The 21,213-nt window shown below is 59.5% G+C and carries 21 protein-coding genes; 17 read left to right on the top strand and 4 right to left on the bottom strand.

All coding sequences use genetic code 11. The features are described from left to right. The first annotated feature begins 6 nt into the window (after positions 1-6). The 9 genes from ACMGF9_RS11015 to uspE all read left to right on the top strand — a co-directional run bounded on the left by ACMGF9_RS11015 (position 7) and on the right by uspE (position 8,872). A complete protein-coding gene (locus ACMGF9_RS11015) occupies positions 7-1,290 on the top strand; it encodes a Gfo/Idh/MocA family protein (RefSeq protein ID WP_414160227.1) in 1,284 nt (427 codons plus the stop codon). Between the two features lie 18 nt (positions 1,291-1,308). After that, on the top strand, positions 1,309-2,214 hold the full coding sequence (locus ACMGF9_RS11010) for an ROK family protein (protein WP_041922243.1): 906 nt from the start codon (positions 1,309-1,311) through the stop codon (positions 2,212-2,214). Between the two features lie 334 nt (positions 2,215-2,548). Further along, positions 2,549-3,319, top strand: coding sequence for a transcriptional repressor AgaR (gene agaR / locus ACMGF9_RS11005; RefSeq protein WP_164123790.1), 771 nt, complete (start codon positions 2,549-2,551; stop codon positions 3,317-3,319). Positions 3,320-3,345: 26 nt separating this feature from the next. Further along, positions 3,346-4,512 (top strand): SIS domain-containing protein, encoded by a 1,167-nt coding sequence (locus tag ACMGF9_RS11000; protein WP_021503776.1) that lies wholly within the window; start codon positions 3,346-3,348, stop codon positions 4,510-4,512. Positions 4,513-4,521: 9 nt separating this feature from the next. Next, positions 4,522-5,376, top strand: coding sequence for a tagatose bisphosphate family class II aldolase (locus ACMGF9_RS10995; protein ID WP_004938268.1), 855 nt, complete (start codon positions 4,522-4,524; stop codon positions 5,374-5,376). A gap of 306 nt (positions 5,377-5,682) precedes the next feature. Beyond that, entirely contained in the window at positions 5,683-5,994 is a 312-nt protein-coding gene (locus tag ACMGF9_RS10990) for a hypothetical protein (protein ID WP_021503777.1), read from the top strand. 219 nt (positions 5,995-6,213) lie between these two features. Then, on the top strand, positions 6,214-6,738 hold the full coding sequence (gene ogt, locus ACMGF9_RS10985; RefSeq protein ID WP_004938274.1) for a methylated-DNA--[protein]-cysteine S-methyltransferase: 525 nt from the start codon (positions 6,214-6,216) through the stop codon (positions 6,736-6,738). 280 nt (positions 6,739-7,018) lie between these two features. Beyond that, positions 7,019-7,783: an FNR family transcription factor gene (locus ACMGF9_RS10980; RefSeq protein WP_004938278.1), complete on the top strand. Its 765-nt coding sequence runs from the start codon at positions 7,019-7,021 to the stop codon at positions 7,781-7,783. 126 nt (positions 7,784-7,909) lie between these two features. Beyond that, positions 7,910-8,872, top strand: coding sequence for a universal stress protein UspE (gene uspE, locus ACMGF9_RS10975; protein WP_004938281.1), 963 nt, complete (start codon positions 7,910-7,912; stop codon positions 8,870-8,872). 61 nt (positions 8,873-8,933) lie between these two features. Here the strand turns inward: uspE and pntB are convergent, their stop codons facing one another. From pntB to ACMGF9_RS10960, 3 genes are all read right to left on the bottom strand, one after another. Beyond that, on the bottom strand, positions 8,934-10,328 hold the full coding sequence (gene pntB, locus ACMGF9_RS10970; RefSeq protein ID WP_031299663.1) for a Re/Si-specific NAD(P)(+) transhydrogenase subunit beta: 1,395 nt from the start codon (positions 10,326-10,328) through the stop codon (positions 8,934-8,936). A 10-nt stretch (positions 10,329-10,338) separates the two neighbouring features. Then, the gene (gene pntA / locus ACMGF9_RS10965) at positions 10,339-11,868 is read right to left on the bottom strand and encodes a Re/Si-specific NAD(P)(+) transhydrogenase subunit alpha (RefSeq protein WP_004938288.1); all 1,530 of its coding nucleotides are present in this window, start codon (positions 11,866-11,868) and stop codon (positions 10,339-10,341) included. Between the two features lie 149 nt (positions 11,869-12,017). Continuing rightward, positions 12,018-12,287 (bottom strand): hypothetical protein, encoded by a 270-nt coding sequence (locus tag ACMGF9_RS10960; RefSeq protein ID WP_126181076.1) that lies wholly within the window; start codon positions 12,285-12,287, stop codon positions 12,018-12,020. A 118-nt stretch (positions 12,288-12,405) separates the two neighbouring features. Here ACMGF9_RS10960 and ydgH point away from each other — a divergent pair, with 118 nt between their 5' ends. The 4 genes from ydgH (at position 12,406) to ACMGF9_RS10940 (ending at position 16,125) form a co-directional block, all read left to right on the top strand. Next, positions 12,406-13,356 (top strand): DUF1471 family protein YdgH, encoded by a 951-nt coding sequence (gene ydgH / locus ACMGF9_RS10955; RefSeq protein ID WP_004938291.1) that lies wholly within the window; start codon positions 12,406-12,408, stop codon positions 13,354-13,356. 244 nt (positions 13,357-13,600) lie between these two features. Next, a complete protein-coding gene (locus ACMGF9_RS10950) occupies positions 13,601-14,992 on the top strand; it encodes an amino acid permease (RefSeq protein ID WP_015377984.1) in 1,392 nt (463 codons plus the stop codon). Between the two features lie 220 nt (positions 14,993-15,212). Continuing rightward, on the top strand, positions 15,213-15,698 hold the full coding sequence (locus ACMGF9_RS10945) for a hypothetical protein (RefSeq protein ID WP_015377985.1): 486 nt from the start codon (positions 15,213-15,215) through the stop codon (positions 15,696-15,698). Between the two features lie 31 nt (positions 15,699-15,729). Further along, positions 15,730-16,125, top strand: coding sequence for a pyridoxamine 5'-phosphate oxidase family protein (locus ACMGF9_RS10940; RefSeq protein WP_031299664.1), 396 nt, complete (start codon positions 15,730-15,732; stop codon positions 16,123-16,125). Positions 16,126-16,226: 101 nt separating this feature from the next. Here the strand turns inward: ACMGF9_RS10940 and ACMGF9_RS10935 are convergent, their stop codons facing one another. Then, positions 16,227-16,637, bottom strand: a complete 411-nt coding sequence (locus tag ACMGF9_RS10935) for a hypothetical protein (protein WP_004938301.1) — start codon at positions 16,635-16,637, stop codon at positions 16,227-16,229. A 184-nt stretch (positions 16,638-16,821) separates the two neighbouring features. Here ACMGF9_RS10935 and folM point away from each other — a divergent pair, with 184 nt between their 5' ends. The 4 genes from folM to ACMGF9_RS10915 all read left to right on the top strand — a co-directional run bounded on the left by folM (position 16,822) and on the right by ACMGF9_RS10915 (position 21,180). Next, the gene (folM, locus tag ACMGF9_RS10930) at positions 16,822-17,544 is read left to right on the top strand and encodes a dihydromonapterin reductase (protein WP_016927586.1); all 723 of its coding nucleotides are present in this window, start codon (positions 16,822-16,824) and stop codon (positions 17,542-17,544) included. Positions 17,545-17,619: 75 nt separating this feature from the next. Next, a complete protein-coding gene (rstA, locus tag ACMGF9_RS10925; RefSeq protein WP_004938307.1) occupies positions 17,620-18,345 on the top strand; it encodes a two-component system response regulator RstA in 726 nt (241 codons plus the stop codon). Then, positions 18,342-19,646 carry a two-component system sensor histidine kinase RstB gene (gene rstB, locus ACMGF9_RS10920; protein ID WP_031299665.1) on the top strand — a complete coding sequence of 435 codons (1,305 nt, stop codon included), beginning with the start codon at positions 18,342-18,344 and terminating at the stop codon, positions 19,644-19,646. Before rstA ends, rstB begins: the two co-directional genes overlap by 4 nt. Positions 19,647-19,680: 34 nt before the next feature. Then, positions 19,681-21,180: a carboxypeptidase M32 gene (locus ACMGF9_RS10915; protein ID WP_015377988.1), complete on the top strand. Its 1,500-nt coding sequence runs from the start codon at positions 19,681-19,683 to the stop codon at positions 21,178-21,180. Positions 21,181-21,213: the final 33 nt, after the last annotated feature.

Genomic DNA, 21,213 nt, shown 5'->3' with positions numbered 1-21,213 from the left:
CCAGCAATGTCGTCAACACAACCCAACAGCTTTGCCCATCGCCCGGTGCGGGTGCTGGTGGTCGGCGCCGGGGCGCGCGGTGAAATCTACTCGCGCTATGCGCTGGCGCATCCCGATTTGATGCAGGTGGTGGCGGTAGCGGAACCGCGCGACGCCTACCGCGAGCCGTTCGTGGCGCAGCATGCCATCGCGCCGGAAAACGTCTTCACCGACTGGCGTCAGGCCGCCGACGCCGGCAAGCTGGCCGACGCGGTGCTGATCTGCACCCAGGATCGGATGCACCTCGAACCGGCGCTGGCCTTCGCCCGCCAGGGCTACGCCATGCTGCTGGAAAAACCGCTGTCGCCGGACGCCGACGAGTGCCGCGCCATCGTCGCCGAGGTGACGCGCCAAAAGCTGATCTTCTCGGTCGGCCACGTGCTGCGTTACACCCGCTATACCCAAAAGCTCAAACAGTTGCTGCGCGACGGCGCGATCGGCGACATCATCAGCCTGCAACATTTGGAACCGGTCGGCTACTGGCATCAGGCGCACTCCTTCGTGCGCGGCAACTGGCGCAACGATCGGCAGGCCGCCTTTATGCTGCTGCAGAAATCCTGCCACGACATCGACTGGATCCGCTACGTGATGGAGCAGCCCTGCGAACAGGTCAGCTCCTTCGGCAACCTGCGCCACTTCCGCCAGGAAAACCAACCGGCCGGCGCGGCGGACAACTGCCTGGATTGCGCGGTAGAGGCAAACTGCCCCTATTCCGCCAAACGCATCTATCTGGGCGACAATCACAAGGCCACGCCCGGTTTTCTGCGGGTGCTGACGCCAGAGCCCGACCAGTCGACGCTGCGGGCGGCGCTGCGCGACGGGCCTTACGGCCGCTGCGTCTACCGCTGCGACAATAACGTGGTCGACCATCAGGTGGTCAATATGCAGTTCGCCGGCGGCCGCACCGCGTCGTTCACCATGACGGCCTTTACCCGCCACGAAGATCGGCACACCCGCATCTTTGGCAGCCGCGGCTGCCTGGAGGGCGACGGTCGCCATATCCGCATCACCTCGTTCCTCAACGACGGTGAAACGCATTACGACACCGATGCCGGCCAGGATCTGCACGCCATGGCCGGCCACGGCGGCGGCGACTACTACCTGATGCAGCACTTTATCGCGGCCATTCGCGCCAACGATCCGAGCCAGGTGCTGGCCGGCCCGGCGGAAGCGCTGGAGAGCCACCTGATGGTGTTCGCCGCCGAACGCGCACGCCGCGAGGCGGCGGTGGTCACCCTGAGCGGAGCCTAAAGCATGGCGATGAGACAGATGCGTTACGGCTTCGACATCGGCGGCACCAAAATTGAAATGGCCGCTTACGATCGCCGACTCAATCAGGTGCTGCTCCAGCGGGTGCGCACCCCAACCGGCGATTACGGCGAGTTCGTGGCCTGCATCGCCGGGCTGGCCGAGCAGGCGGATCGCGAACTGCACACGCGCGGCAGCATCGGCATCGGTTTACCGGGGATCACCGATCCCGTCAGCCGCCGCCAGTTAGCGGTCAACGTGCCCTGCCTGACCGGGCATTGCCTGGCGGATGACCTGACGCAGGCGTTGGCGCGACCTATCGCCATCGAGAACGACTGCCGCTGCTTCGCGCTGTCGGAAGCCAGCACGCCGCAAACCGCGCACCTGCCGCTGGTGTTCGGCGCCATCATCGGCACCGGTGCCGGCGGCGGCCTGGTGGTGAACCGGCAACTGCACAAGGGGCGCAGCGGCGTGGCGGGCGAATGGGGCCATATGCCGATATCGGCCCAGCTGGCGCAACGTTACGATCTGCCGCTGTTCAGCTGCAACTGCGGGCTGACCGGCTGCTTTGAACGCTACGTCTCCGGCAGCGGGCTGCTGGCGCTGAGCCGCCATTTCTCCCATCCGGCCGCTGACGTGCCGGCGCTGGTCGCCTGCTATCGTGCCGGTGATGCGCTCGCACAACGGCTGATGACCATGTACGTCGACATCCTGGCCTGCGCGCTGGCCGGCTTACAGCTGCTGTTGGACGTCGATGCTTTCGTGCTGGGCGGCGGGCTGTCCAACGTCGGCGAGCTGTACCGGCTGTTGCCGCCGGCGATGCGGCGCTGGCTGCTGCCTGGCATGGAGCCGGCGGCGGTGTTCCCGCCGGTGCACGGTGACAGCAGCGGCGTGCGCGGCGCAGCGCTTTTAAGCGCGCCGGCATAAAAAAAAACAGTGAAAGCCCGGCGGTTGTCGAGCGATCGCTGCGGCTTTCGGCATCGATGGGCTGAATGAATAAGCGCAGGGAATTGGCGACTGAAAAATAACGAATTTGCCGTTTTCACTTTGCGTTAACACCGCTTTCGGTTGCCGCTCAACCGAAAGCAAAATCAAATATAACCAACTGATAGATATAGATATTTTAAAATTAATCGATTGCATTTCAGTGTTTCGTTTGCTGTAATTCGCCACGAACAACTGAAAGCGCTCCGGTCGGTATCGCTGCGGCTTATTAAGCCGCGGTCGGGCACGGCTACAGGTAAATCAGGAGTCTGCATTAATGATCAATACCGCAAAACGCCGGGAATTAATTATCGACCAGCTGTGCCGCGAGGGCACGGTGCGCGTGGAGCAGCTTAGCCAGCAGTTTTCGGTGTCCAGCGTCACCATCCGCAGCGATCTGCGCCAGCTGGAAAAACACGGCTGCGCGGTGCGCGCCTACGGCGGCGCCATGTTGAACAAACAGTTCGCCTTCGACCGCCCGCTGCAGGACAAGGGCCGCATCAATCGCGACGTAAAACACACCATCGCCTGCGCGGCGGCGGCGCTGATTGAAGACGGCGACGCCGTCATCCTCGACTCCGGCTCCACCACCAGCCAAATGGCGCCGCAGCTGGCGGGGAAAAAGGATCTGGTGGTGATGACCAACGCGCTCAACATCGCTTTCGAACTGGCCAACAACGAGCAGATCGACCTGATGGTGGTCGGCGGCAGCGTGCGCCGCAAAGCCTGGTCGCTGTACGGCCCCGCCGCCGAACAACAGCTGCGCCAGTATCGGTTCGACAAGCTTTTTCTCGGCGTCGACGGCTTCGATCTCGCGAGCGGCATCACCACGCCGGATCCGGGCGAAGCGCAGCTGAACCGGGTGATGTGCGAGGTGGCGCGCGAAGTCATCGCCATCGCCGACGCCAGCAAATTCGGCCGCACCAGCTTTTGCATGATCCGCGACATCGGCCAGATCCACCGCCTGGTCACCGACAGCCGCATTCCTGAACACTATCTGCAGGCGCTGCACCATTTAGGGATCGACGTGATTATCGCCGACCGTTAATCGAGGCTTTTTAAGGAGCTGTCATCATGAACGCGTATTTCTCTTACGAGACGAATTGGCTGAAGCAGCGCAACGCCTGGCATACCGCCGCAGAAATTTGGCAACAGCCGGATTTGTGGGCGACGCTGCATCGCCAACTGCAGGATCAACAGGCGCAGTGGCAGCCGTTCCTGGCGCCGCTGCTGGCCAATCCGCGCCTGCAAATCGTGCTGTGCGGCGCCGGCAGTTCGGCATTTGCCGGCCGCGCCCTGGCCCCCTGGCTGCGCGAACGCACCGGCCGCGACGTGGTGGCCTACGGCACCACCGATATTGTCGCCAACCCGCTACAGTATCTCGACCCTGACCGGCCGACGCTGCTGGTCTCCTTCGCCCGTTCGGGCAACAGCCCGGAAAGCGTGGCGACAGTGGCGCTGGCCGATCAATTGCTGCCGGAAAGCTATCATCTGATGCTGGTGTGCAACCCGGACAGCCGGCTGGCGCAGTACGCGCATCAGCGTGGCAACGTCTGCTCGCTGGTAATGCCGCAGGGCGCCAACGATCAGAGCTTCGCCATGACCTCCAGCTTCAGCTGCATGATGCTGAGCGCCGCGCTGCTGCTCGGCCCAACGTCGCTTGAGGCCGCCCAGGTGCCGTTGAACGCCATGGTGCAGCGCTGCCGCACACTGCGCGAAACGCTGCAGCCGCAGGTGAAGGCGCTGGCCGCCAGCGGTTTCCGCCGCTATATCACCCTCGGCGGCAGCTGCTTTACCGGCCTCGCCGAAGAGGCTTCGCTCAAGATGCTGGAGCTGACCGCCGGCCGCATCGTTACGCGCTACGACTCGCCGCTTGGCCTGCGCCATGGCCCGAAATTTATGGTCGACGGCCAGACATTGGTGGTGCTGATGTTCTCCCACCACGACTACGCCCGTCAGTATGACCGCGACCTGTGGAACGAACTGCAGCGCGACGGACTGGCAATGCAGCTGGTCGGATTGACCGGCGAACGCCAACCTCTCGCCGATGCCCTGCTGCATATGCACGATGCCGCTGACGATATCTGGCTGCTGTTCCCGTATCTGCTGTTCAGCCAAATGCTGGCCTTCGAGAGTTCGCTGGCGCTGGGGCTGACCCCGGACAACCCTTGCCCGACCGGCGAGGTTAACCGGGTGGTGAAAGGCGTGACGATTTACCGTTTTCCTTCCCCCGAGCTGTAAGGAGATCCCATGTATCTGATAGCCAACCGAGACATGCTGCTCAAGGCGCAGCGCCAGGGTTACGCCGTTCCGGCGTTTAACGTCCACAATCTGGAAACCGTGCAGGTGGTGGCGGAGACCGCCGCCGAGTTGCGCTCGCCGGTGATCATGGCCGGCACGCCCGGCACCTTCAGCTATGCCGGCACCGACTACCTGATCGGTATCTGTCAGGCGGCCGCGCACCGCTACGATCTGCCGCTGGCGCTGCATCTGGATCATCATGAAGCGCTGGACGACATCGAGCACAAGGTGAAAAGCGGCATCCGCTCGGTAATGATCGACGGTTCCCATTTGCCGTTCGAGCAGAATATCGCCAAGGTGGCCGCCGCAGTGGCCCTGTGCCATCGCTACGGCGCCAGCGTGGAGGCCGAACTGGGCCGCCTGGGCGGGCAAGAGGACGATCTGATCGTCGATACGGCGGACAGCTTCTATACCGACCCGGTGGCGGCACGCGAGTTTGTCGCCGCCACCGGCATCGATTCACTGGCGGTGGCGATCGGTTCCGCCCACGGCCTGTACCACGGCGAACCCAAGCTGGATTTTGAGCGCCTGGCGCTGATCCGCGAACAGGTGGACGTCCCCCTGGTGCTGCACGGCGCCTCCGGCATTCCGGAAGCGATGGTCAAGCGCGCGATCTCGCTCGGCGTTTGCAAGGTCAACGTCGCCACCGAATTGAAAATCGCCTTCGCCGATGCGGTAAAAAGCTACTTTTCACAGCACCCGGATGCCAACGATCCGCGTAAATACATCGTCCCCGGCAAGCTGGCGATGAAAGAAGTGGTGGCGGAAAAGATCCGCATCTGCGGCAGCAGCGGCATGCTGTAATCCCGCTCTCGCCCCCGTTGCTGCCGCCGCGTAACGGGGACGAAAACGGCCCGCCCTTGTCCGACTTTCCTGAGAGAACGATCACAGCCTGTTATCCCGCCTGCGCCTGAAATCATTAACCGGCCTTCACTATGATCCAAATCATGGTTTTACTCATCCTACCTCCCTATTATCAAATTCATTGAATGCGGGCAGTAGGATTTTTGCCCATTCGTTTTTATTTCTCCAAGCGAAATAGCTTATTTGATGAAAACAAGCGCGCTTGTTTTTTAATTGGCAGTGTTTTTACTCTGAAAGGAACAGCATATGAACCATTACTTAGCCGTATTAAGCGCATTGGTCATTCTGCCCTTCGCTCTGCAAGCAAAACCGCTTTCCGGCAGCCAGGTCGCCTCCGGCGTCGTGCGCTTCACCGGCGCCATTACCACGCCGGCCTGCACCGTCAAACATCAGGATGAAAAGCTTATCTCCAGCTGCTTCGGTAAAGTGACGGAATATCAGAGCGGGTATATATCCTCTTCGTTAAAAGAGATGCCAAAAGAATTAGTTTCTGCCGTCAGCAGTGAGTTGGTGAATAACGATCCCCATTTAAAGCGCGTGACTATCAGCTATAAGTAAGCACAAAGCGTTACTGCCTGCTGAAATAATAAACAAGACACAACTTGTCTTGATGACTTATAAATTTATTTTATAAATTTATCGCACAATAACTCCCCGCCTTACCGTAAGCCGGCTATTCGGGCAACCCTGCGGTTGCCCATCAGCATGTCCGAAATCCGCCATCGCTCCCTCCCAGTTCATGCGATAATCGCCACACTAAACTGAGGAGTGAGCCAGATGCAGACTTTTTTGATTGATCGTACCGCCACGCCGGTGGGAGAACTGGTGCTGATTGCCGATGAACAGGGGCGCCTGCGGGCGATCGACTGGACCGATCACGAAGCGCGCCTGATGAAGCTGCTGAACACCCACTACCGCGCCGATCGGTTTACCCTGCGCGAACAGCGCGATCCCAGCGGGCTGACCGACGCCATGCAGCGCTATTTCGCCGGGGAACTGAGCATTATCGATCGGTTGCCGGTGATGACCGCCGGCACCGAGTTCCAGCGCACCGTCTGGCAACAGCTACGCCAAATCCCCTGTGGCGAGATCCTGACCTACGGCCAGCTGGCGCAACGCATCGGTCGTCCGACCGCCTCGCGCGCCGTCGGCATGGCCAACGGTTCAAATCCGATCAGCATCGTGGTGCCCTGCCATCGAGTGATCGGTTCGCAGGGCGCGCTGACCGGCTATGCCGGCGGCGTACAGCGCAAGCAGTGGCTGCTGCAGCATGAAGGCTACCTGCCGAAAAGTTTGCTGTAGCCGCTGCGATCGGCTTATCCAGCGCCATTGTTTGGCGCTGCTTAATAAAGCACAGTGCCCAACGCCGCGCTCGTGCCCGCAGGGCACTATTAATAACTTGTGTGAATAAAACGCATAAGTCACAAATAATACTCATAACTTCAGTCCGATACAGAACAATCGGCGGCATGTGTGCGCAAAATTCGCACACAATACCCCTATTCATGCTAATGCCACCCTTATCAGCTGCAGCAAAAGATGTTAAAATTGACTCATATCAATTATTGAATGAGCGTAATCTATGATCCCGGAAAAACGCGTGATTCGTCGTATCCAGTCTGGTGGTTGTGCGATCCATTGCCAGGACTGCAGCATCAGCCAGCTGTGCATTCCTTTCACCCTCAATGCTCACGAGCTGGATCAGCTCGACAACATTATCGAGAGGAAGAAGCCCATCCAGAAAGGCCAGACCTTGTTCAAGGCCGGCGACGAGCTGAAATCGCTGTACGCGATCCGTTCCGGGACCATCAAAAGCTACACCATCACCGAGCAAGGTGATGAGCAGATCACCGGCTTCCACCTGGCGGGCGACCTGGTAGGCTTCGACGCCATCGGCGGCCTGAAGCACCCGAGCTTCGCTCAGGCGCTGGAAACCTCGATGGTGTGCGAGATCCCGTTCGAGACCCTCGACGATCTGTCCGGCAAAATGCCGAACCTGCGTCAGCAAATCATGCGGTTGATGAGCGGCGAGATCAAAGGCGACCAGGACATGATCCTGCTGTTGTCGAAGAAAAACGCCGAAGAGCGCCTGGCGGCGTTCGTTTACAACCTGTCGCGCCGCTTTGCGGAGCGCGGCTTCTCACCGCGTGAGTTCCGGTTGACCATGACCCGCGGCGACATCGGCAACTACCTTGGGCTGACGGTAGAAACCATCAGCCGCCTGCTGGGCCGCTTCCAGAAAAGCGAAATCCTCAGCGTGAAAGGCAAATACATCACCATCGAAAACGCCGACGCGCTGTCGGTGCTGGCCGGTACGCCGCGCATCAACGTGACCGTCAACGCCTGATCCCCCCGCCGGATCAACATTTCACCGAAATTGTTGATCCGGCACGCTTCCATTGTTGTTCTGTTTTTCAATGTTGGGTTACTCTGTAAATTAACAGACTGTTGATTTCAGCTGTAAGGAGGCCCTATGGCGAAGTATCAGAATCTTCTGGTGGCTATTGACCCCAATCAGGACGATCAGCCGGCATTGCGCCGCGCCGTATACCTGGTAAAACGGAACGGCGGGCGCATCAAGGCCTTCCTGCCCATCTATGACTTCTCTTACGAAATGACGACCCTGCTCTCCCCGGATGAAAGAACGGCGATGCGGCAAGGTGTGATCAGCCAACGCGCCGCCTGGATCAACGAGCAGTGCCGCTTCTATCTCAACGACGGCGTGCCGATCGAAATCAAAGTGGTTTGGCATAACCGCCCCTTCGAAGCCATCATTCAGGAAGTGCTGTCCGGTCAACATGACCTGCTGCTGAAAATGGCGCACCAGCACGACCGGTTGGAGTCGGTGATCTTTACCCCCACCGACTGGCACCTGCTGCGCAAATGCCCTTGCCCGGTGTGGATGGTGAAAGACCAGCCCTGGCCGGAAGGCGGCAAGGCGCTGGTGGCGGTCAATCTGGCCAGCGAAGAACCCTATCACGACCCGCTCAATATCAAACTGGTGCAAGAAACCGTCGAACTGGCGCAAAACGTCAACCAGACCGAGGTTCACCTGGTCGGCGCCTATCCCGTTACCCCGATCAACATCGCCATCGAATTGCCCGACTTCGACCCGAGCGTCTACAACGACGCCATTCGCGGCCAGCATCTGATCGCCATGAAGGCGCTGCGGCAGAAATTCTGCATTAAGGAAGAGTTCACCCACGTGGAAAAAGGCCTGCCGGAAGAGGTGATCCCCGATCTGGCCGAACATCTGCAGGCCGGCGTGGTGGTGCTGGGCACCCTGGGCCGTACCGGTATTTCAGCCGCCTTTATCGGCAATACCGCGGAACATGTGATCGATCATCTGAAATGCGACCTGCTGGTGATTAAACCGGAAAACTTCAACTGCCCGATCGAAGCGGATGAAGACGACGAACACGACGACGAAGATTAGGCTTCGCTCATAAAGAAACGGGCCGCTGAAAAGCGGCCCGTTTTTCTTTGGTTGCCCAATTCTACTTCTGCAGCGCCCGCAGAATCGCTTCCACGCTGTCTTTGGCGTCGCCGAACAGCATCTGAGTGTTCTCCTTAAAGAACAGCGGGTTCTGCACGCCGGCGTAGCCGGTGTTCATCGAGCGTTTGAACGCGATCACGTTCTGCGCTTTCCACACTTCCAATACCGGCATGCCGGCGATCGGGCTGCGCGGATCTTCCAGCGCCGCCGGGTTCACCGTGTCGTTGGCGCCAATTACCAGCACGGTATCGGTATCCGGGAAATCGTCGTTGATTTCATCCATCTCCAGCACCACGTCGTACGGCACCTTCGCTTCCGCCAGCAGCACGTTCATGTGGCCCGGCAAGCGCCCCGCGACCGGGTGAATGCCGAAACGCACCTTCACGCCGCGCGCCCGCAGTTTTTCGGTGATTTCCGCCACCGGATACTGCGCCTGCGCCACCGCCATGCCGTAGCCCGGGGTGATGATCACCGAGGTGGAGTTCTTCAGTTGCTCGGCCACGTCTTCCGCCGTGGTTTCACGGTATTCGCCCATCTCTTCGGCTTCGCCGGTGGATGAACCGTCACTGCCGAAACCGCCGGCGATCACGCTGATAAACGAACGGTTCATCGCCTTGCACATGATGTAAGACAGTATCGCCCCCGAAGAGCCCACCAGCGCGCCGGTGACGATCAGCAGATCGTTGCTCAGCATGAAGCCCGCAGCAGCCGCCGCCCACCCCGAGTAAGAGTTGAGCATCGACACCACCACCGGCATGTCGGCGCCGCCGATCGAGGCGACCAGATGCCAGCCGAACGCCAGCGCGATCGCCGTCATCAGCAGCAGCGCTATCACCTGCCAGCCCACGCTGTCGGTGCGCACGAACGCCACCAGCAACAGGAACGAGATCACCAGCGCCGCCAGGTTCAGCTTGTGGCGATTCGGCAGCATCAGCGGTTTGGAAGAAATGATGCCGCGCAGCTTGCCGAAAGCGACGATCGACCCGGTGAAGGTCACGGCGCCGATAAAGATGCCGAGGAACACTTCGGTCAGATGGATATTCGCCATCACCGGCTCCATCGGCGCGCCGTGATCCAGGTAGCTGTTGAAGCCAACCAGCACCGCCGCCAGGCCAACGAAGCTGTGCAGCACCGCCACCAGCTCCGGCATTTCGGTCATCTCGACCTTTTTCGCCAGATAGACGCCGATCGAGCCGCCGATGATCATGGCGATGATGATCCAGCCGACGTTGCCGGAATCCGGCCCCAAGATGGTGGCGATCAGCGCGATCGCCATGCCGGCGACGCCGAACAGGTTGCCCTGCTTCGACGTTTCATGACGCGACAGGCCCGCCAGGCTGAAAATAAACAAAATAGCGGCAACAATGTATGCAGCTGTAACCAATCCTCCAGACATTTGTTACCCCTTAGTTCTTGCGGAACATCTTCAGCATGCGCTGAGTGACGGTGAACCCACCGAAAATATTGATGCTGGCGATCAGCACGGCGATAAAGGAGAGGAAACTCACCCAGCCGCCGTGGCCAATTTGCAGCAGCGCACCGACCACGATAATCCCTGAGATCGCGTTGGTAACCGACATCAGCGGGGTATGCAGCGCGTGGCTGACGTTCCAGACCACGTAGTAACCGACCACGCAGGCCAGCGCGAACACGGTAAAGTGCGACAGGAACTCTTTCGGCGCCGCGTCCGCCAGCCAGCCGAACAGCAGGATCGCCAGGGCCATCAGGCCATACTTCAGCCACGGCGAGGTCGGTTTGGCTTCGGGTTTGGCGGCCGGTGCGGCGGCGGGCGCCGCTTTCGGCTGGGCCGAGACCTGGATCGGCGGCGCCGGCCAGGTGATTTCACCGCTGCGCACCACGGTAACGCCGCGGATCACCGTATCGTCGAAATCAATGTCAATCTCACCGTTTTTCTCTTTCGACAGCAGCTTCAGCAGGTTGACCAGGTTGGTGCCGTACAGCTGCGAAGATTGGGTCGGCAAGCGGCTCGGCAGATCGGTATAGCCGATGATTTTCACGCCGTTGTCGGTCACGGTAATGGTGTCGGCCACGGTCAGTTCGCAGTTGCCGCCGGTTTGCGCCGCCAAATCGACGATCACGCTGCCCGGCTTCATCGACGCCACCATCTCTTTGGTGATCAGCTTCGGCGCCGGTTTACCCGGGATCAGCGCGGTGGTGACGATGATGTCAACCTCCGCCGCCTGCGCGGCGAACAGCGCCATCTCGGCCTTGATAAAGGCTTCGGACATCACTTTGGCGTAGCCGTCGCCGCTGCCCGCTTCCTCTTCAAAATCCAGCTCGAGGAACTCCGCCCCCATGCTCTGCACCTGCTCTTTCACTTCCGGGCGGGTGTCGAAGGCGCGCACGATGGCGCCGAGGCTGCCCGCGGCGCCGATCGCCGCCAGGCCGGCCACGCCGGCGCCGATGATCATCACCTTGGCCGGCGGCACTTTGCCGGCGGCGGTGATCTGGCCGGTGAAGAAACGGCCGAACTCATGCGCCGCTTCGACGATCGCGCGGTAGCCGGCGATGTTGGCCATCGAGCTCAGCGCGTCCATCGACTGGGCGCGCGAGATGCGCGGCACCGAGTCCATCGCCAGCGCGGTGACGTTGCGCGCCGCCAGCTTGGCCATCAATTCGGGGTTTTGCGCCGGCCAGATAAAGCTGACCAGCGTGCTGCCTTCGCGCATCAAGGCGATCTCGTCGTCTTGCGGCGCGTTGACTTTCAGGATCAGATCCGACTGCCACACTTCGCTTTCGTCCACCAGCGCCGCGCCGGCGGCTTCGTAAGCGACGTCTTCAAAACTGGCCAGTTTGCCCGCCCCGCGTTCAATCGCGACGGTAAAACCCAGCTTCAGCAGTTGTTCCACCGTTTTCGGCGTGGCTGCGACCCGGGCTTCATTGGCCAACCGCTCTCTTGGTACACCAATACGCATAATGTTCCCTTCTCACCTGTCTTGGATGATGTTTATTATTTTCCTGCCCATAGCACGGCGCCGTCGGCGAGCGTTACGTTAACTTGCCCGCACTGATTTCAGGCGCCAACTATAACCTACTGAAAATAAGGTCGATGATCCATAATTGCTTACGCATTCATCCCTGTTTTTACATAAAAACGCCGCGCGCGATATGACAAATCGCAATTTACAGTGAAAAAATCCATACAGAACAGCACATTCTGAGTGACAAGAGGTTTACGCCCGGCGTAACGATTTATGGCCGCGCGCGGCGTAAAAGCATAAAAGTTATCATTTTGTGAATAATTAACATTAATGACACCAAAGCCGTTATTATGGAAACTTATGACGGCGGCGCCATCCGTGCGCCCCGCGTCGCCATCGGCGATTTGTCGCACGGGATAACATAAAATGCTGAGACAGTTTTCAGAATTACATGTAATAATCGACGGCTGAATTACACTTAAACAGTTCAGTACGTTATAAACGTTAATGCGCTAGGCGAAAGGATTTTTTATGAAGCTGAAGACCACGATCATCGCGTCAGCCTTGTTATCACTCACCGCGCTGTCTGCTCATGCGGCGCAAGAGTTAACTCCTGAGAAAGCAGCGGCGCTGAAGCCGTTTGATCGCATCACGATTACCGGCCGCTTCAATGCCATCAATGAAGCCGTCGACGCCGTATCCCGCCGTGCAGACAAACTGGGTGCCGATTCCTTCTATATCCAGGACAGCAACAACAGCAACAACGGCGGCAACTGGCGCGTCACCGCAGACCTTTATCATAAAGATGCGCCAGAAGTGAGCAAAACACCAAAATACCGCGTATTTAACGGCGTGAACGAACTGCCTAAAGAGGAAGCCTACCTGCTGGAGCCTTACGATACCGTGAGCGTCAGCGGCTTCTACCGCAGCCAGCCGGATATCAACGACGCCATCTCCAAAGAAGCGAAGAAAAAAGGCGCCGCTTCGTTCTTCATCGTGCGCCAGGTTGACGCCAACTCCGGCGGCAACCAGTTCGTCACCGCCTACATCTATAAGGCCGATGCGCCGAAACGCCGCGTGCAGAGCCCGGACGCCATTCCAGCCGATTCTGACGCCGGCCGCGCCGCCCTGGCCGCCGGCGGCGCCGCAGCCGCGAAAGTCGAAATTCCTGGCGTCGCGTCTTCCGGTTCGCCAAGCCGCGAAGTGGGCCGTTTCTTCGAAACCCAGTCCTCTACTGGCCAACGCTATACCGTCACGCTGCCTAACGGCACCAAGATCCAGGAAGTGAACAACGTGACCGCCGCGCAGATGGTGCCGTTCGATTCCGTCACCTTCACCGGCCACTTCAACAGCATGACCGATGTCTCCACCGAAGTGGCGAAACGCGCGGCCGAGAAAGGCGCCAAGTACTACCACGTCACCCGCCAGTGGCAGAACAAGAGCGGCGGCAACCTGACCGTCAGCGCCGATCTGTTCAAATAAAACCCGTTTTTAGGTTTACCATCGGGCAGCCCTTGAGCTGCCCGTTTTTATTGCCGCTTTTTCCATCGCGTGTTGAATAGTTTTTTGTAAATTCCGCATATTCAATCATTGCATCTCTAATCATCCCTCCGTAGAATTTGCGCCAATTTTTAGGGCTATTGTCTATTCGCGCAGTGGTTGTTAATACATTGTTGCCGCCAAGCAGTTCCCTTCCAGTTGTTTATTCTGCGTTCAGGATCCGTCATTGGAAAAAAAACTCGGTCTTACCGCGCTAACCGCTTTGGTGCTCAGCTCGATGCTGGGCGCCGGCGTGTTCAGTCTGCCGCAAAACATGGCGCAGGTCGCCAGCCCCGCCGCGCTGTTGCTGGGTTGGGGGATCACCGGCGTCGGCATTCTGTTTTTGGCATTCGCCATGCTGTTGCTTACGCGTTTGCGTCCGGATCTGGACGGCGGCATCTTCACCTACGCCAAAGAAGGATTCGGCGAACTGGTGGGCTTCTGCTCCGCCTGGGGTTACTGGCTGTGTGCCGTGATCGCCAACGTCTCGTATCTGGTGATCGTGTTCGCGGCGCTGAGCATTTTTACCGATCGCGGTGGCAACGTTATCCTCGGTGACGGCAATACCTGGCAGGCGCTGATCGCCGAATCCGCCCTGCTGTGGATCGTGCACGCGCTGGTGCTGCGCGGCGTGCAAACCGCCGCCAGCATCAATCTGGCGGCCACCCTCGCCAAGCTGTTGCCGCTGGGGATGTTCGCCGTTCTGGCGGCGATCGCCTTTAAAATGGACGTGTTCACACTGGATTTCAACGGTATCGCCCTCGGCAAACCGGTGTGGGAACAGGTCAAGGACACCATGCTGATCACCCTGTGGGTGTTTATCGGCGTGGAGGGCGCGGTGGTGGTTTCCGCCCGCGCCCGCAATAAGAAAGACGTGGGCCGCGCCACTATGCTGGCGGTGCTGTCGGCGCTGGCGGTGTATCTGATGGTCACCTTGCTGTCGCTGGGCGTGGTGCCGCGCAGCGAACTGGCAGAGATGCGCAATCCGTCGATGGCGGTGCTGATGGTAGAACTGATCGGCCCGTGGGGAGACGTGCTCATTGCCGCCGGCCTGATCGTTTCCGTGTGCGGCGCCTACCTGAGCTGGACCATCATGGCGGCGGAAGTGCCGCTGCTGGCCGCGCAGCACGGCGCGTTTCCGCGCGTGTTCGGCAAGCAGAACCGCCATCACGCCCCGTCCTCTTCGCTGTGGCTGACCAACATCGCGGTGCAACTGGCGCTGGTGCTGATTTGGCTGACCGGCAGCAACTACAACTCGCTGTTGACCATCGCGTCAGAGATGATCCTGGTGCCTTACTTCCTGGTCGGCGCGTTTCTGTTCAAGGTGGCTTACCGCCGCCGCGACAAACGCCTGATCTTCGCCGCCACCGGCGCCTGCGTCTATGGTTTATGGCTGCTGTACGCTTCCGGGCTGATGCACCTGCTGATGTCGGTGCTGCTGTATGCGCCGGGCCTGTTGGTGTTCATGTACGCCCGCCGCGGCCATCAGGATATCAATCTGCTGAATCGCCTGGAAAAAGGCAGCATCTTACTGCTGCTGGTGGCCACGCTGCCCGCCGGCTGGTTTATGCTGCACTAAAGTGCCCCGTCAATGCGGCTGCCCGTCAGCCGCATTTTGCTTCCTCTTTTTCCCCTGCTACCGCGTTTCCCCCCTTTGTACAGTCAGCCATGCGCCACGCTTGCGATCTCAAATGCAATTAATTATCATTATCATTTATTGGTCAATAGTAAGACGCGAGTGCCCCTGGCGAGAGGCGTCAGGCGGCGGATGAAGACAGGCTGAAAATGGAAGGCATTTCATGGCTGAGAAACTGCTGCACGCATTACCCTTGTTTGCCGCTTGGGAAGCACGGATCGCTGAGGGCAATACGGCATTCAATCAGCGGCGCGATCGCCTGGCGATGGCGCGCTATCAACAGGCGCTGGAGGGGGCTCAGGCGATCATCGCCGAGAAGCCCTGGCTGAATGCGGAATATACCGCCAGATTTGAAGCGCTGAATATTTTCGAGTCTGCCCTTGCCGCGCTGATCGTCACGTTCAACAACATTACCCATCTGCGCCTGCGGCAGAAGCCTCTTCGCGGCGTCGAGCTGCATGTTCATCAGGCCCGAGTCGCTATCGAGCAACTGTTGGACGATACGTCGCTGTGCGAACAGATGCAGCAGATCGCCGAACGGCACCTGCTGCGTTTCAGGATTGAAACCCTGCACTTGCTGCGCGAACACCGGCTGCCGGAAACCAGCGTCTGCGCGCCGGCAGCCAACGCTTCCGCTACCTTGCATTAAAAGTGACACACCAATCTGAGGGTCATCTGTAATGAATGAATTGAATGACGAGATGAAGAAGATGCTGGCTAAACAGCTGCCTGTGCAGGCGACCAGCAGCCCGAACGGCGTTCCCGATATCGGCCCCAAGCGCTCTTTGCGCCTCTATGATGACAGTACGCTGATTTACAACGAAAATACCGGTGGCCAAACGCTGAAAAACATCAAGGCCGGCTCGAAAATGGCCGTGGTGATCATCGATCGCGAGGCGCTGGACGGTTACCGCTTCGTTGGCACGCCCGAACTGTTTCTGGCGGGCAAGCCGTTTGACGATGCGTTGACGTTTGCGGAAAAAAATGGGATGAAGCCGCCGAAGTACGCGGTGTTAATTCATATAGACAGTATTTATACCCTGCGCTCCGGCCCGAATGCCGGGACCCAGCTCTAGACGCCGGCCGTCATGCGGCGTGAGACATCACGTTCATGGTTAGGCCATCGCGGTAAGTCAATTGCCTAACCATGAACGGGCGGCCTGGTCGGTACACCCGGTCAGCTTTTAGGGGGAATGGTGATGGTCATGCGCTCACCCACCAGGGCGATCGCAATGCCTTCCTCGCACTCTTTTTGAATGGCCGCCAGCTGTTGCGCTTCCAGCGCATAGGGCAACTGAATATCAAACACCGTCAGACCCTGCTGCTGCGCCAGGTCAATCAGGCGCACGATATTGGTTTCATCGCTGACCTGTGTCGACACCACTTGCAGCGCCAGCTCTTTCAACTGCTCTTTGCGCGTTTGTGACGTGGTCACGCGCGATTTCAACACCATGCCGAAGATCGGCATCACACCATAAATAGCATCAACAAAGCGCCAGTGCTTCCTGCACGATGCGGACAGAAAATCCATATAGTCGAAACAGATTTTCTCACTGCGCGCGATGGATGCAAGGTGATTGCTGTTCATCCCCTCATTCCTCTCATGGCCAGTGTTAACCCGTGGTCTTTCAAGCCGCCGCCGGGCGGCAACCTGAAACGCATTGGGGATCTTACATCCAGAAATGGATAATCATGCGAAGCTTTAACGACTTTCCGCCGTATGATGGCATAATTCCCCTATTGTTTGCCAGTCTGTCCAGGAGCTTTAATCAATGGAACACCCCAACTCTGCCCCGGTGCTGATTACCGGCGGCGCGCGGCGCATCGGGCTGGCGCTCGCCAGAGCGTTTCTCCAGCGCGGCGTTCCGGTCATCATCGCCTATCGCAGCGAATATCCGGCGATGACCGAGTTGAAAGCCTTGGGCGCCAGTTGCATTCAAGGCGATTTTTCCACGCACGAAGGTATCTACCGTTTCGCCGACCAGGTGCGACAGGTGGCGCCCAAATTGCGCGCGGTGATCCACAACGCCAGCGCCTGGCAGGCCGAGTCGGCGGAAGTGCCGCCGGAGCAAGTGATGGCGGCGATGCTGCAAATTCACGTCTATACGCCCTATTTGCTCAACCAACTGCTCGAATCTTGCCTGACCGGCCAGGGCCAGGCGGGCGCTGACATTATCCATCTGACCGACTACGTGGTGGAAAAAGGCAGCGACAAACATATCGCCTACGCCGCCAGCAAGGCCGCGCTGGACAATATGACCCGATCGTTCGCCCGCAAGCTGGCGCCGGAGGTGAAGGTCAACGCCATCGCGCCGGCGCTGATCATCTTCAATCCGGGCGACGATGAAGCCTACCGCCAACAAGCGCTGGCGAAATCGCTGATGAAGGTCGCGCCGGGCGAGAGCGAAGTGGTCAATCTGGTGAACTACCTGCTGGAGAGCCGTTACGTGACCGGCCGCACCCACGGCGTCGACGGCGGGCGGCCGCTGCGCTGAGGCAAAGATCCGCATGGCGCATCGCTGTAGGCCGCGCTATGCTGAAATCCGCTTTTCTTATTAAAACACGGGCATATGCATAAAATTGTTTTTGTGGAAGACGATCCTGAAGTCGGCAAGCTGATCGCCGCCTATCTGGGCAAACACGACATCGAGGTGCTGATCGAACCGCGCGGCGACAGCGCGCAGGCGCGCATTGAGCGCGAGCAACCCGATTTGGTGCTGCTGGACATCATGCTGCCCGGCAAAGACGGCATGACGCTGTGCCGCGATCTGCGCCCTACCTTCCCCGGCCCGATCGTGCTGCTCACCTCGCTCGACAGCGACATGAACCATATTCTGTCGCTGGAGATGGGCGCCAACGACTATATCCTGAAAACCACGCCGCCGGCGGTGTTGCTGGCCCGCCTGCGTTTGCACCTGCGCCAACACAGCCAGCAGCCGAAAGAAGAGTCGGTTCAGCCGCTCACCCAGCACAACGCGCTGCATTTCGGGCTGTTGTGCATCGATCCGGTCAACCGGCAGGTCACGCTGGGCGAAGAAACGATCACCCTGTCCACCTCGGATTTCGATTTGTTGTGGGAATTGGCGACCCACGCCGGGCAGATCATGGATCGTGAGGCGTTGCTGCAAAACCTGCGCGGCGTAAGCTATGACGGCATGGATCGCAGCATCGACGTGGCGATCTCCCGCCTGCGCCGCAAGCTGTACGATAACGCGCTGGAACCGTTCCGCATCAAGACCGTGCGCAATAAAGGCTATCTGTTCGCCCCTAACGCCTGGGCATCGGTGCAACAATGAGAAAACTTTTCGTCCAGTTCTTCCTGTTGCTGTTCGTCTGTTTTCTGGTGATGGCGATGCTGGTTGGCCTGGTGTACAAGGTGACCGCCGAGCGCGCCGGCCGCCAGTCGATGGACGATCTGATGAAAAGTTCGCTGTACCTGATGCGCAGCGAGCTGCGCGAAATCCCGTTGAAGGACTGGAACAAGACCATCGCCACGCTGGATCTCAATCTGTCGTTCAAACTGCATATCGAACCGCTCGGCAAACAGGCGCTGAGCGAGGATCTGAAAAAACGGCTGCGGCTGGGGGAAATCATCGCCCTCGACGATCAGTACACCTTTATGCAGCGCATTCCGCGCAGCCACTACGTGTTAGTGGTCGGCCCCATTCCTTATCTGTTCTACCTGCACCAGATGCGCCTGCTGGATCTGGTATTGCTGGTGTTTATCGGCATGTCGCTGGCGCTGCCGGTGTTTCTGTGGATGCGGCCGCACTGGCAAGACCTGCTCAAATTGGAAAACGCCGCCCAGCGGCTCGGCGCCGGGCATCTGGATGAGCGCACCCACTTCGATCCCACCTCCAGCCTGAGCCGGCTCGGCGTGGCGTTCAACCAGATGGCCGACAGCGTCAATACCCTGATCGCCAGCAAGAAACAGCTGATCGACGGCATCGCGCACGAGCTGCGAACGCCGCTGGTGCGCCTGCGTTACCGGCTCGAAATGAGCGATAATCTGTCCGAAAGCGAGCAGCAGGCGCTGAACCGCGATATCGGCCAGCTGGAGTCGCTGATCGACGAGCTGCTGACCTATGCCCGTTTGGACCGCCCGCAGGTTGCGTTAAACATTGAACCCATCGATCTGCCAAAATGGCTTGAGGACAAGGTCGATGATATCCGTCTTATTCATCAGGAACGTGACATCCAGCTCGATATCCCACACGTCGGCGACTTCGGCGGCGTCGATCTGCGCCTGATGGAGCGCGTGCTCGACAACCTGGTCAACAACGCGCTGCGCTATTCCGAACAGCGTCTGCGCGTCGGCCTGTGGTTTGACGGCGACCTCGCCTGCTTGCAGGTCGAGGACGACGGGCCGGGTATTCCGCCGGAAGAGCGTGAACGGGTGTTTGAACCTTTCGTCCGTCTCGACCCCAGCCGCGATCGCGCTACCGGCGGCTGCGGGTTGGGACTGGCCATCGTCCATTCCATCGCCGTCGCCTACCAGGGGCAGGTGTTCGTCGAAGGCAGTTCGCTCGGCGGCGCCAGTTTCCGTTTCTGCTGGCCGGTAAAGCCGACATTCAGTTTAAAAGCCGATCTGGCATAATGCCGCCAGACCTTCTCATTGGAGCCGAATAATAATGACATCTGCACATTCCAACACGTCTGCTTACGATCACCTGCGCGCCCTGTTCAGCCGGTTGTCGCGTTTCGGCCACCTGTCCGCCATCGCCGGTTGGGACATGCAAACCATGATGCCGCCGGGCGGCAGCAAGGCGCGCTCCGAAGCGCTGGCCGAGCTGAGCGTGCTGCAGCACCAGATTTTAACGGCACAAAGCACCGGCGCGCTGTTGGATCGCGCGCAGCAAGAGACGCTGGACGAACTCGACCGCGCCAACCTGCGCGAAATGCGCCGCCAATATGAAGACGCCGTGCTGCTGCCGGCGTCGCTGGTCGAGGCCAAGTCGCTCGCGGGTGCGCGCTGCGAACACGCCTGGCGCGCCCAGCGCCCTGCCAACGATTGGGACGGCTTCGCCGACAACCTGCGCGAGGTGGTCAAGCTCAGCCGGGAAGAGGCGCAGATCCGCGCGCAGGCGGCCGGCACAAGCCGTTACGATGCTCTGCTCAACCTGTATGAGCCGGGCATGCGCAGCAGCGATCTCGACCGCATCTTCGGCGATCTGAAAACCTGGCTGCCGGATCTGCTGCAGCGCGTGGTGGCCAAACAAGCTAATGAGCCCTGCCAGGCGCCACAAGGCCCGTTCAATGTGGACACCCAGCGTCAGCTGAGCCTGAGCGTGATGAAACTGCTCGGTTTCAACTTCGACAATGGCCGCGTCGACGTCAGCGCCCACCCGTTCTGCGGCGGCGTGCCGGAAGATGTACGCATCACTACGCGTTACAACGAGAAAGAGTTTCTGACCGCGCTGCTCGGCATCGTGCACGAGACCGGCCACGCCCGCTACGAGCAAAACCTGCCGCGCGATCTGCTTGGCCAACCGGTCGCCTTGGCCCGTTCTACCGCTATCCACGAATCGCAGAGCCTGCTGTTCGAAATGCAGCTGGCGCGCGGCAATGAATTCTTGAAAATCTTGCGTCCGTTAGTCACCGCGCAGTTTGGCGAACAGCCGGCGCTGGAAGAGACCAACTTCATTCGCCTCAACCAGCGCGTTAAACCGGGCCTGATCCGCGTCGACGCCGACGAAGTGAGCTATCCAGCTCACGTCATCCTGCGCTACGAAATTGAAAAAGCGCTGATCGAAGGCGACATTGAAGTGGAAGACATTCCGGCGCTGTGGAATGAGAAGATGAGTGCTTACCTCGGCCTCGACACCATCGGCAACTACCGCAACGGCTGCATGCAGGATATTCACTGGACCGACGGCGCCTTCGGCTACTTCCCGACTTACACCCTCGGCGCGATGTACGCCGCGCAGCTGTTCCACAGCGTGCGTCAGGCCCTGCCTTCGCTGAACGAAGATATCGCCGCCGGCAACCTGCAGCCGCTGTTCCACTGGTTGCAGCACAACATCTGGCGCCACGGCAGCCGTTTCCCGACCGAGACGCTGATCGCCAACGCAACCGGCGAAGCGCTCAACCCACGCTATTTCCGTCAGCATTTGGAAAACCGCTACCTGTAATCTCCCCTGGCGCGGCCCTGCCGCGCCCTTTTC

Source organism: Serratia sp. BNK-23, from assembly GCF_047456145.1.
In the GTDB taxonomy this organism is placed as follows: Bacteria; Pseudomonadota; Gammaproteobacteria; order Enterobacterales; family Enterobacteriaceae; genus Serratia; species Serratia nematodiphila.
The sequence above is the reverse complement of the archived record's forward strand: the minus strand, read 5'-3'. Positions and strand labels throughout refer to the sequence as shown.

Excerpts from the sequence above, each read along its gene's own strand:
- ACMGF9_RS11015 (WP_414160227.1), top strand. The coding sequence starts at position 7 with ATGTCGTCAACACAACCCAACAGCTTTGCCCATCGCCCGGTGCGGGTG.
- ACMGF9_RS11010 (WP_041922243.1), top strand. The coding sequence starts at position 1,309 with ATGCGTTACGGCTTCGACATCGGCGGCACCAAAATTGAAATGGCCGCT.
- agaR (WP_164123790.1), top strand. The coding sequence starts at position 2,549 with ATGATCAATACCGCAAAACGCCGGGAATTAATTATCGACCAGCTGTGC.
- ACMGF9_RS11000 (WP_021503776.1), top strand. The coding sequence starts at position 3,346 with ATGAACGCGTATTTCTCTTACGAGACGAATTGGCTGAAGCAGCGCAAC.
- ACMGF9_RS10995 (WP_004938268.1), top strand. The coding sequence starts at position 4,522 with ATGTATCTGATAGCCAACCGAGACATGCTGCTCAAGGCGCAGCGCCAG.
- ACMGF9_RS10990 (WP_021503777.1), top strand. The coding sequence starts at position 5,683 with ATGAACCATTACTTAGCCGTATTAAGCGCATTGGTCATTCTGCCCTTC.
- ogt (WP_004938274.1), top strand. The coding sequence starts at position 6,214 with ATGCAGACTTTTTTGATTGATCGTACCGCCACGCCGGTGGGAGAACTG.
- ACMGF9_RS10980 (WP_004938278.1), top strand. The coding sequence starts at position 7,019 with ATGATCCCGGAAAAACGCGTGATTCGTCGTATCCAGTCTGGTGGTTGT.
- uspE (WP_004938281.1), top strand. The coding sequence starts at position 7,910 with ATGGCGAAGTATCAGAATCTTCTGGTGGCTATTGACCCCAATCAGGAC.
- pntB (WP_031299663.1), bottom strand. The coding sequence starts at position 10,328 with ATGTCTGGAGGATTGGTTACAGCTGCATACATTGTTGCCGCTATTTTG.
- pntA (WP_004938288.1), bottom strand. The coding sequence starts at position 11,868 with ATGCGTATTGGTGTACCAAGAGAGCGGTTGGCCAATGAAGCCCGGGTC.
- ydgH (WP_004938291.1), top strand. The coding sequence starts at position 12,406 with ATGAAGCTGAAGACCACGATCATCGCGTCAGCCTTGTTATCACTCACC.
- ACMGF9_RS10945 (WP_015377985.1), top strand. The coding sequence starts at position 15,213 with ATGGCTGAGAAACTGCTGCACGCATTACCCTTGTTTGCCGCTTGGGAA.
- ACMGF9_RS10940 (WP_031299664.1), top strand. The coding sequence starts at position 15,730 with ATGAATGAATTGAATGACGAGATGAAGAAGATGCTGGCTAAACAGCTG.
- ACMGF9_RS10935 (WP_004938301.1), bottom strand. The coding sequence starts at position 16,637 with ATGAACAGCAATCACCTTGCATCCATCGCGCGCAGTGAGAAAATCTGT.
- folM (WP_016927586.1), top strand. The coding sequence starts at position 16,822 with ATGGAACACCCCAACTCTGCCCCGGTGCTGATTACCGGCGGCGCGCGG.
- rstA (WP_004938307.1), top strand. The coding sequence starts at position 17,620 with ATGCATAAAATTGTTTTTGTGGAAGACGATCCTGAAGTCGGCAAGCTG.
- rstB (WP_031299665.1), top strand. The coding sequence starts at position 18,342 with ATGAGAAAACTTTTCGTCCAGTTCTTCCTGTTGCTGTTCGTCTGTTTT.
- ACMGF9_RS10915 (WP_015377988.1), top strand. The coding sequence starts at position 19,681 with ATGACATCTGCACATTCCAACACGTCTGCTTACGATCACCTGCGCGCC.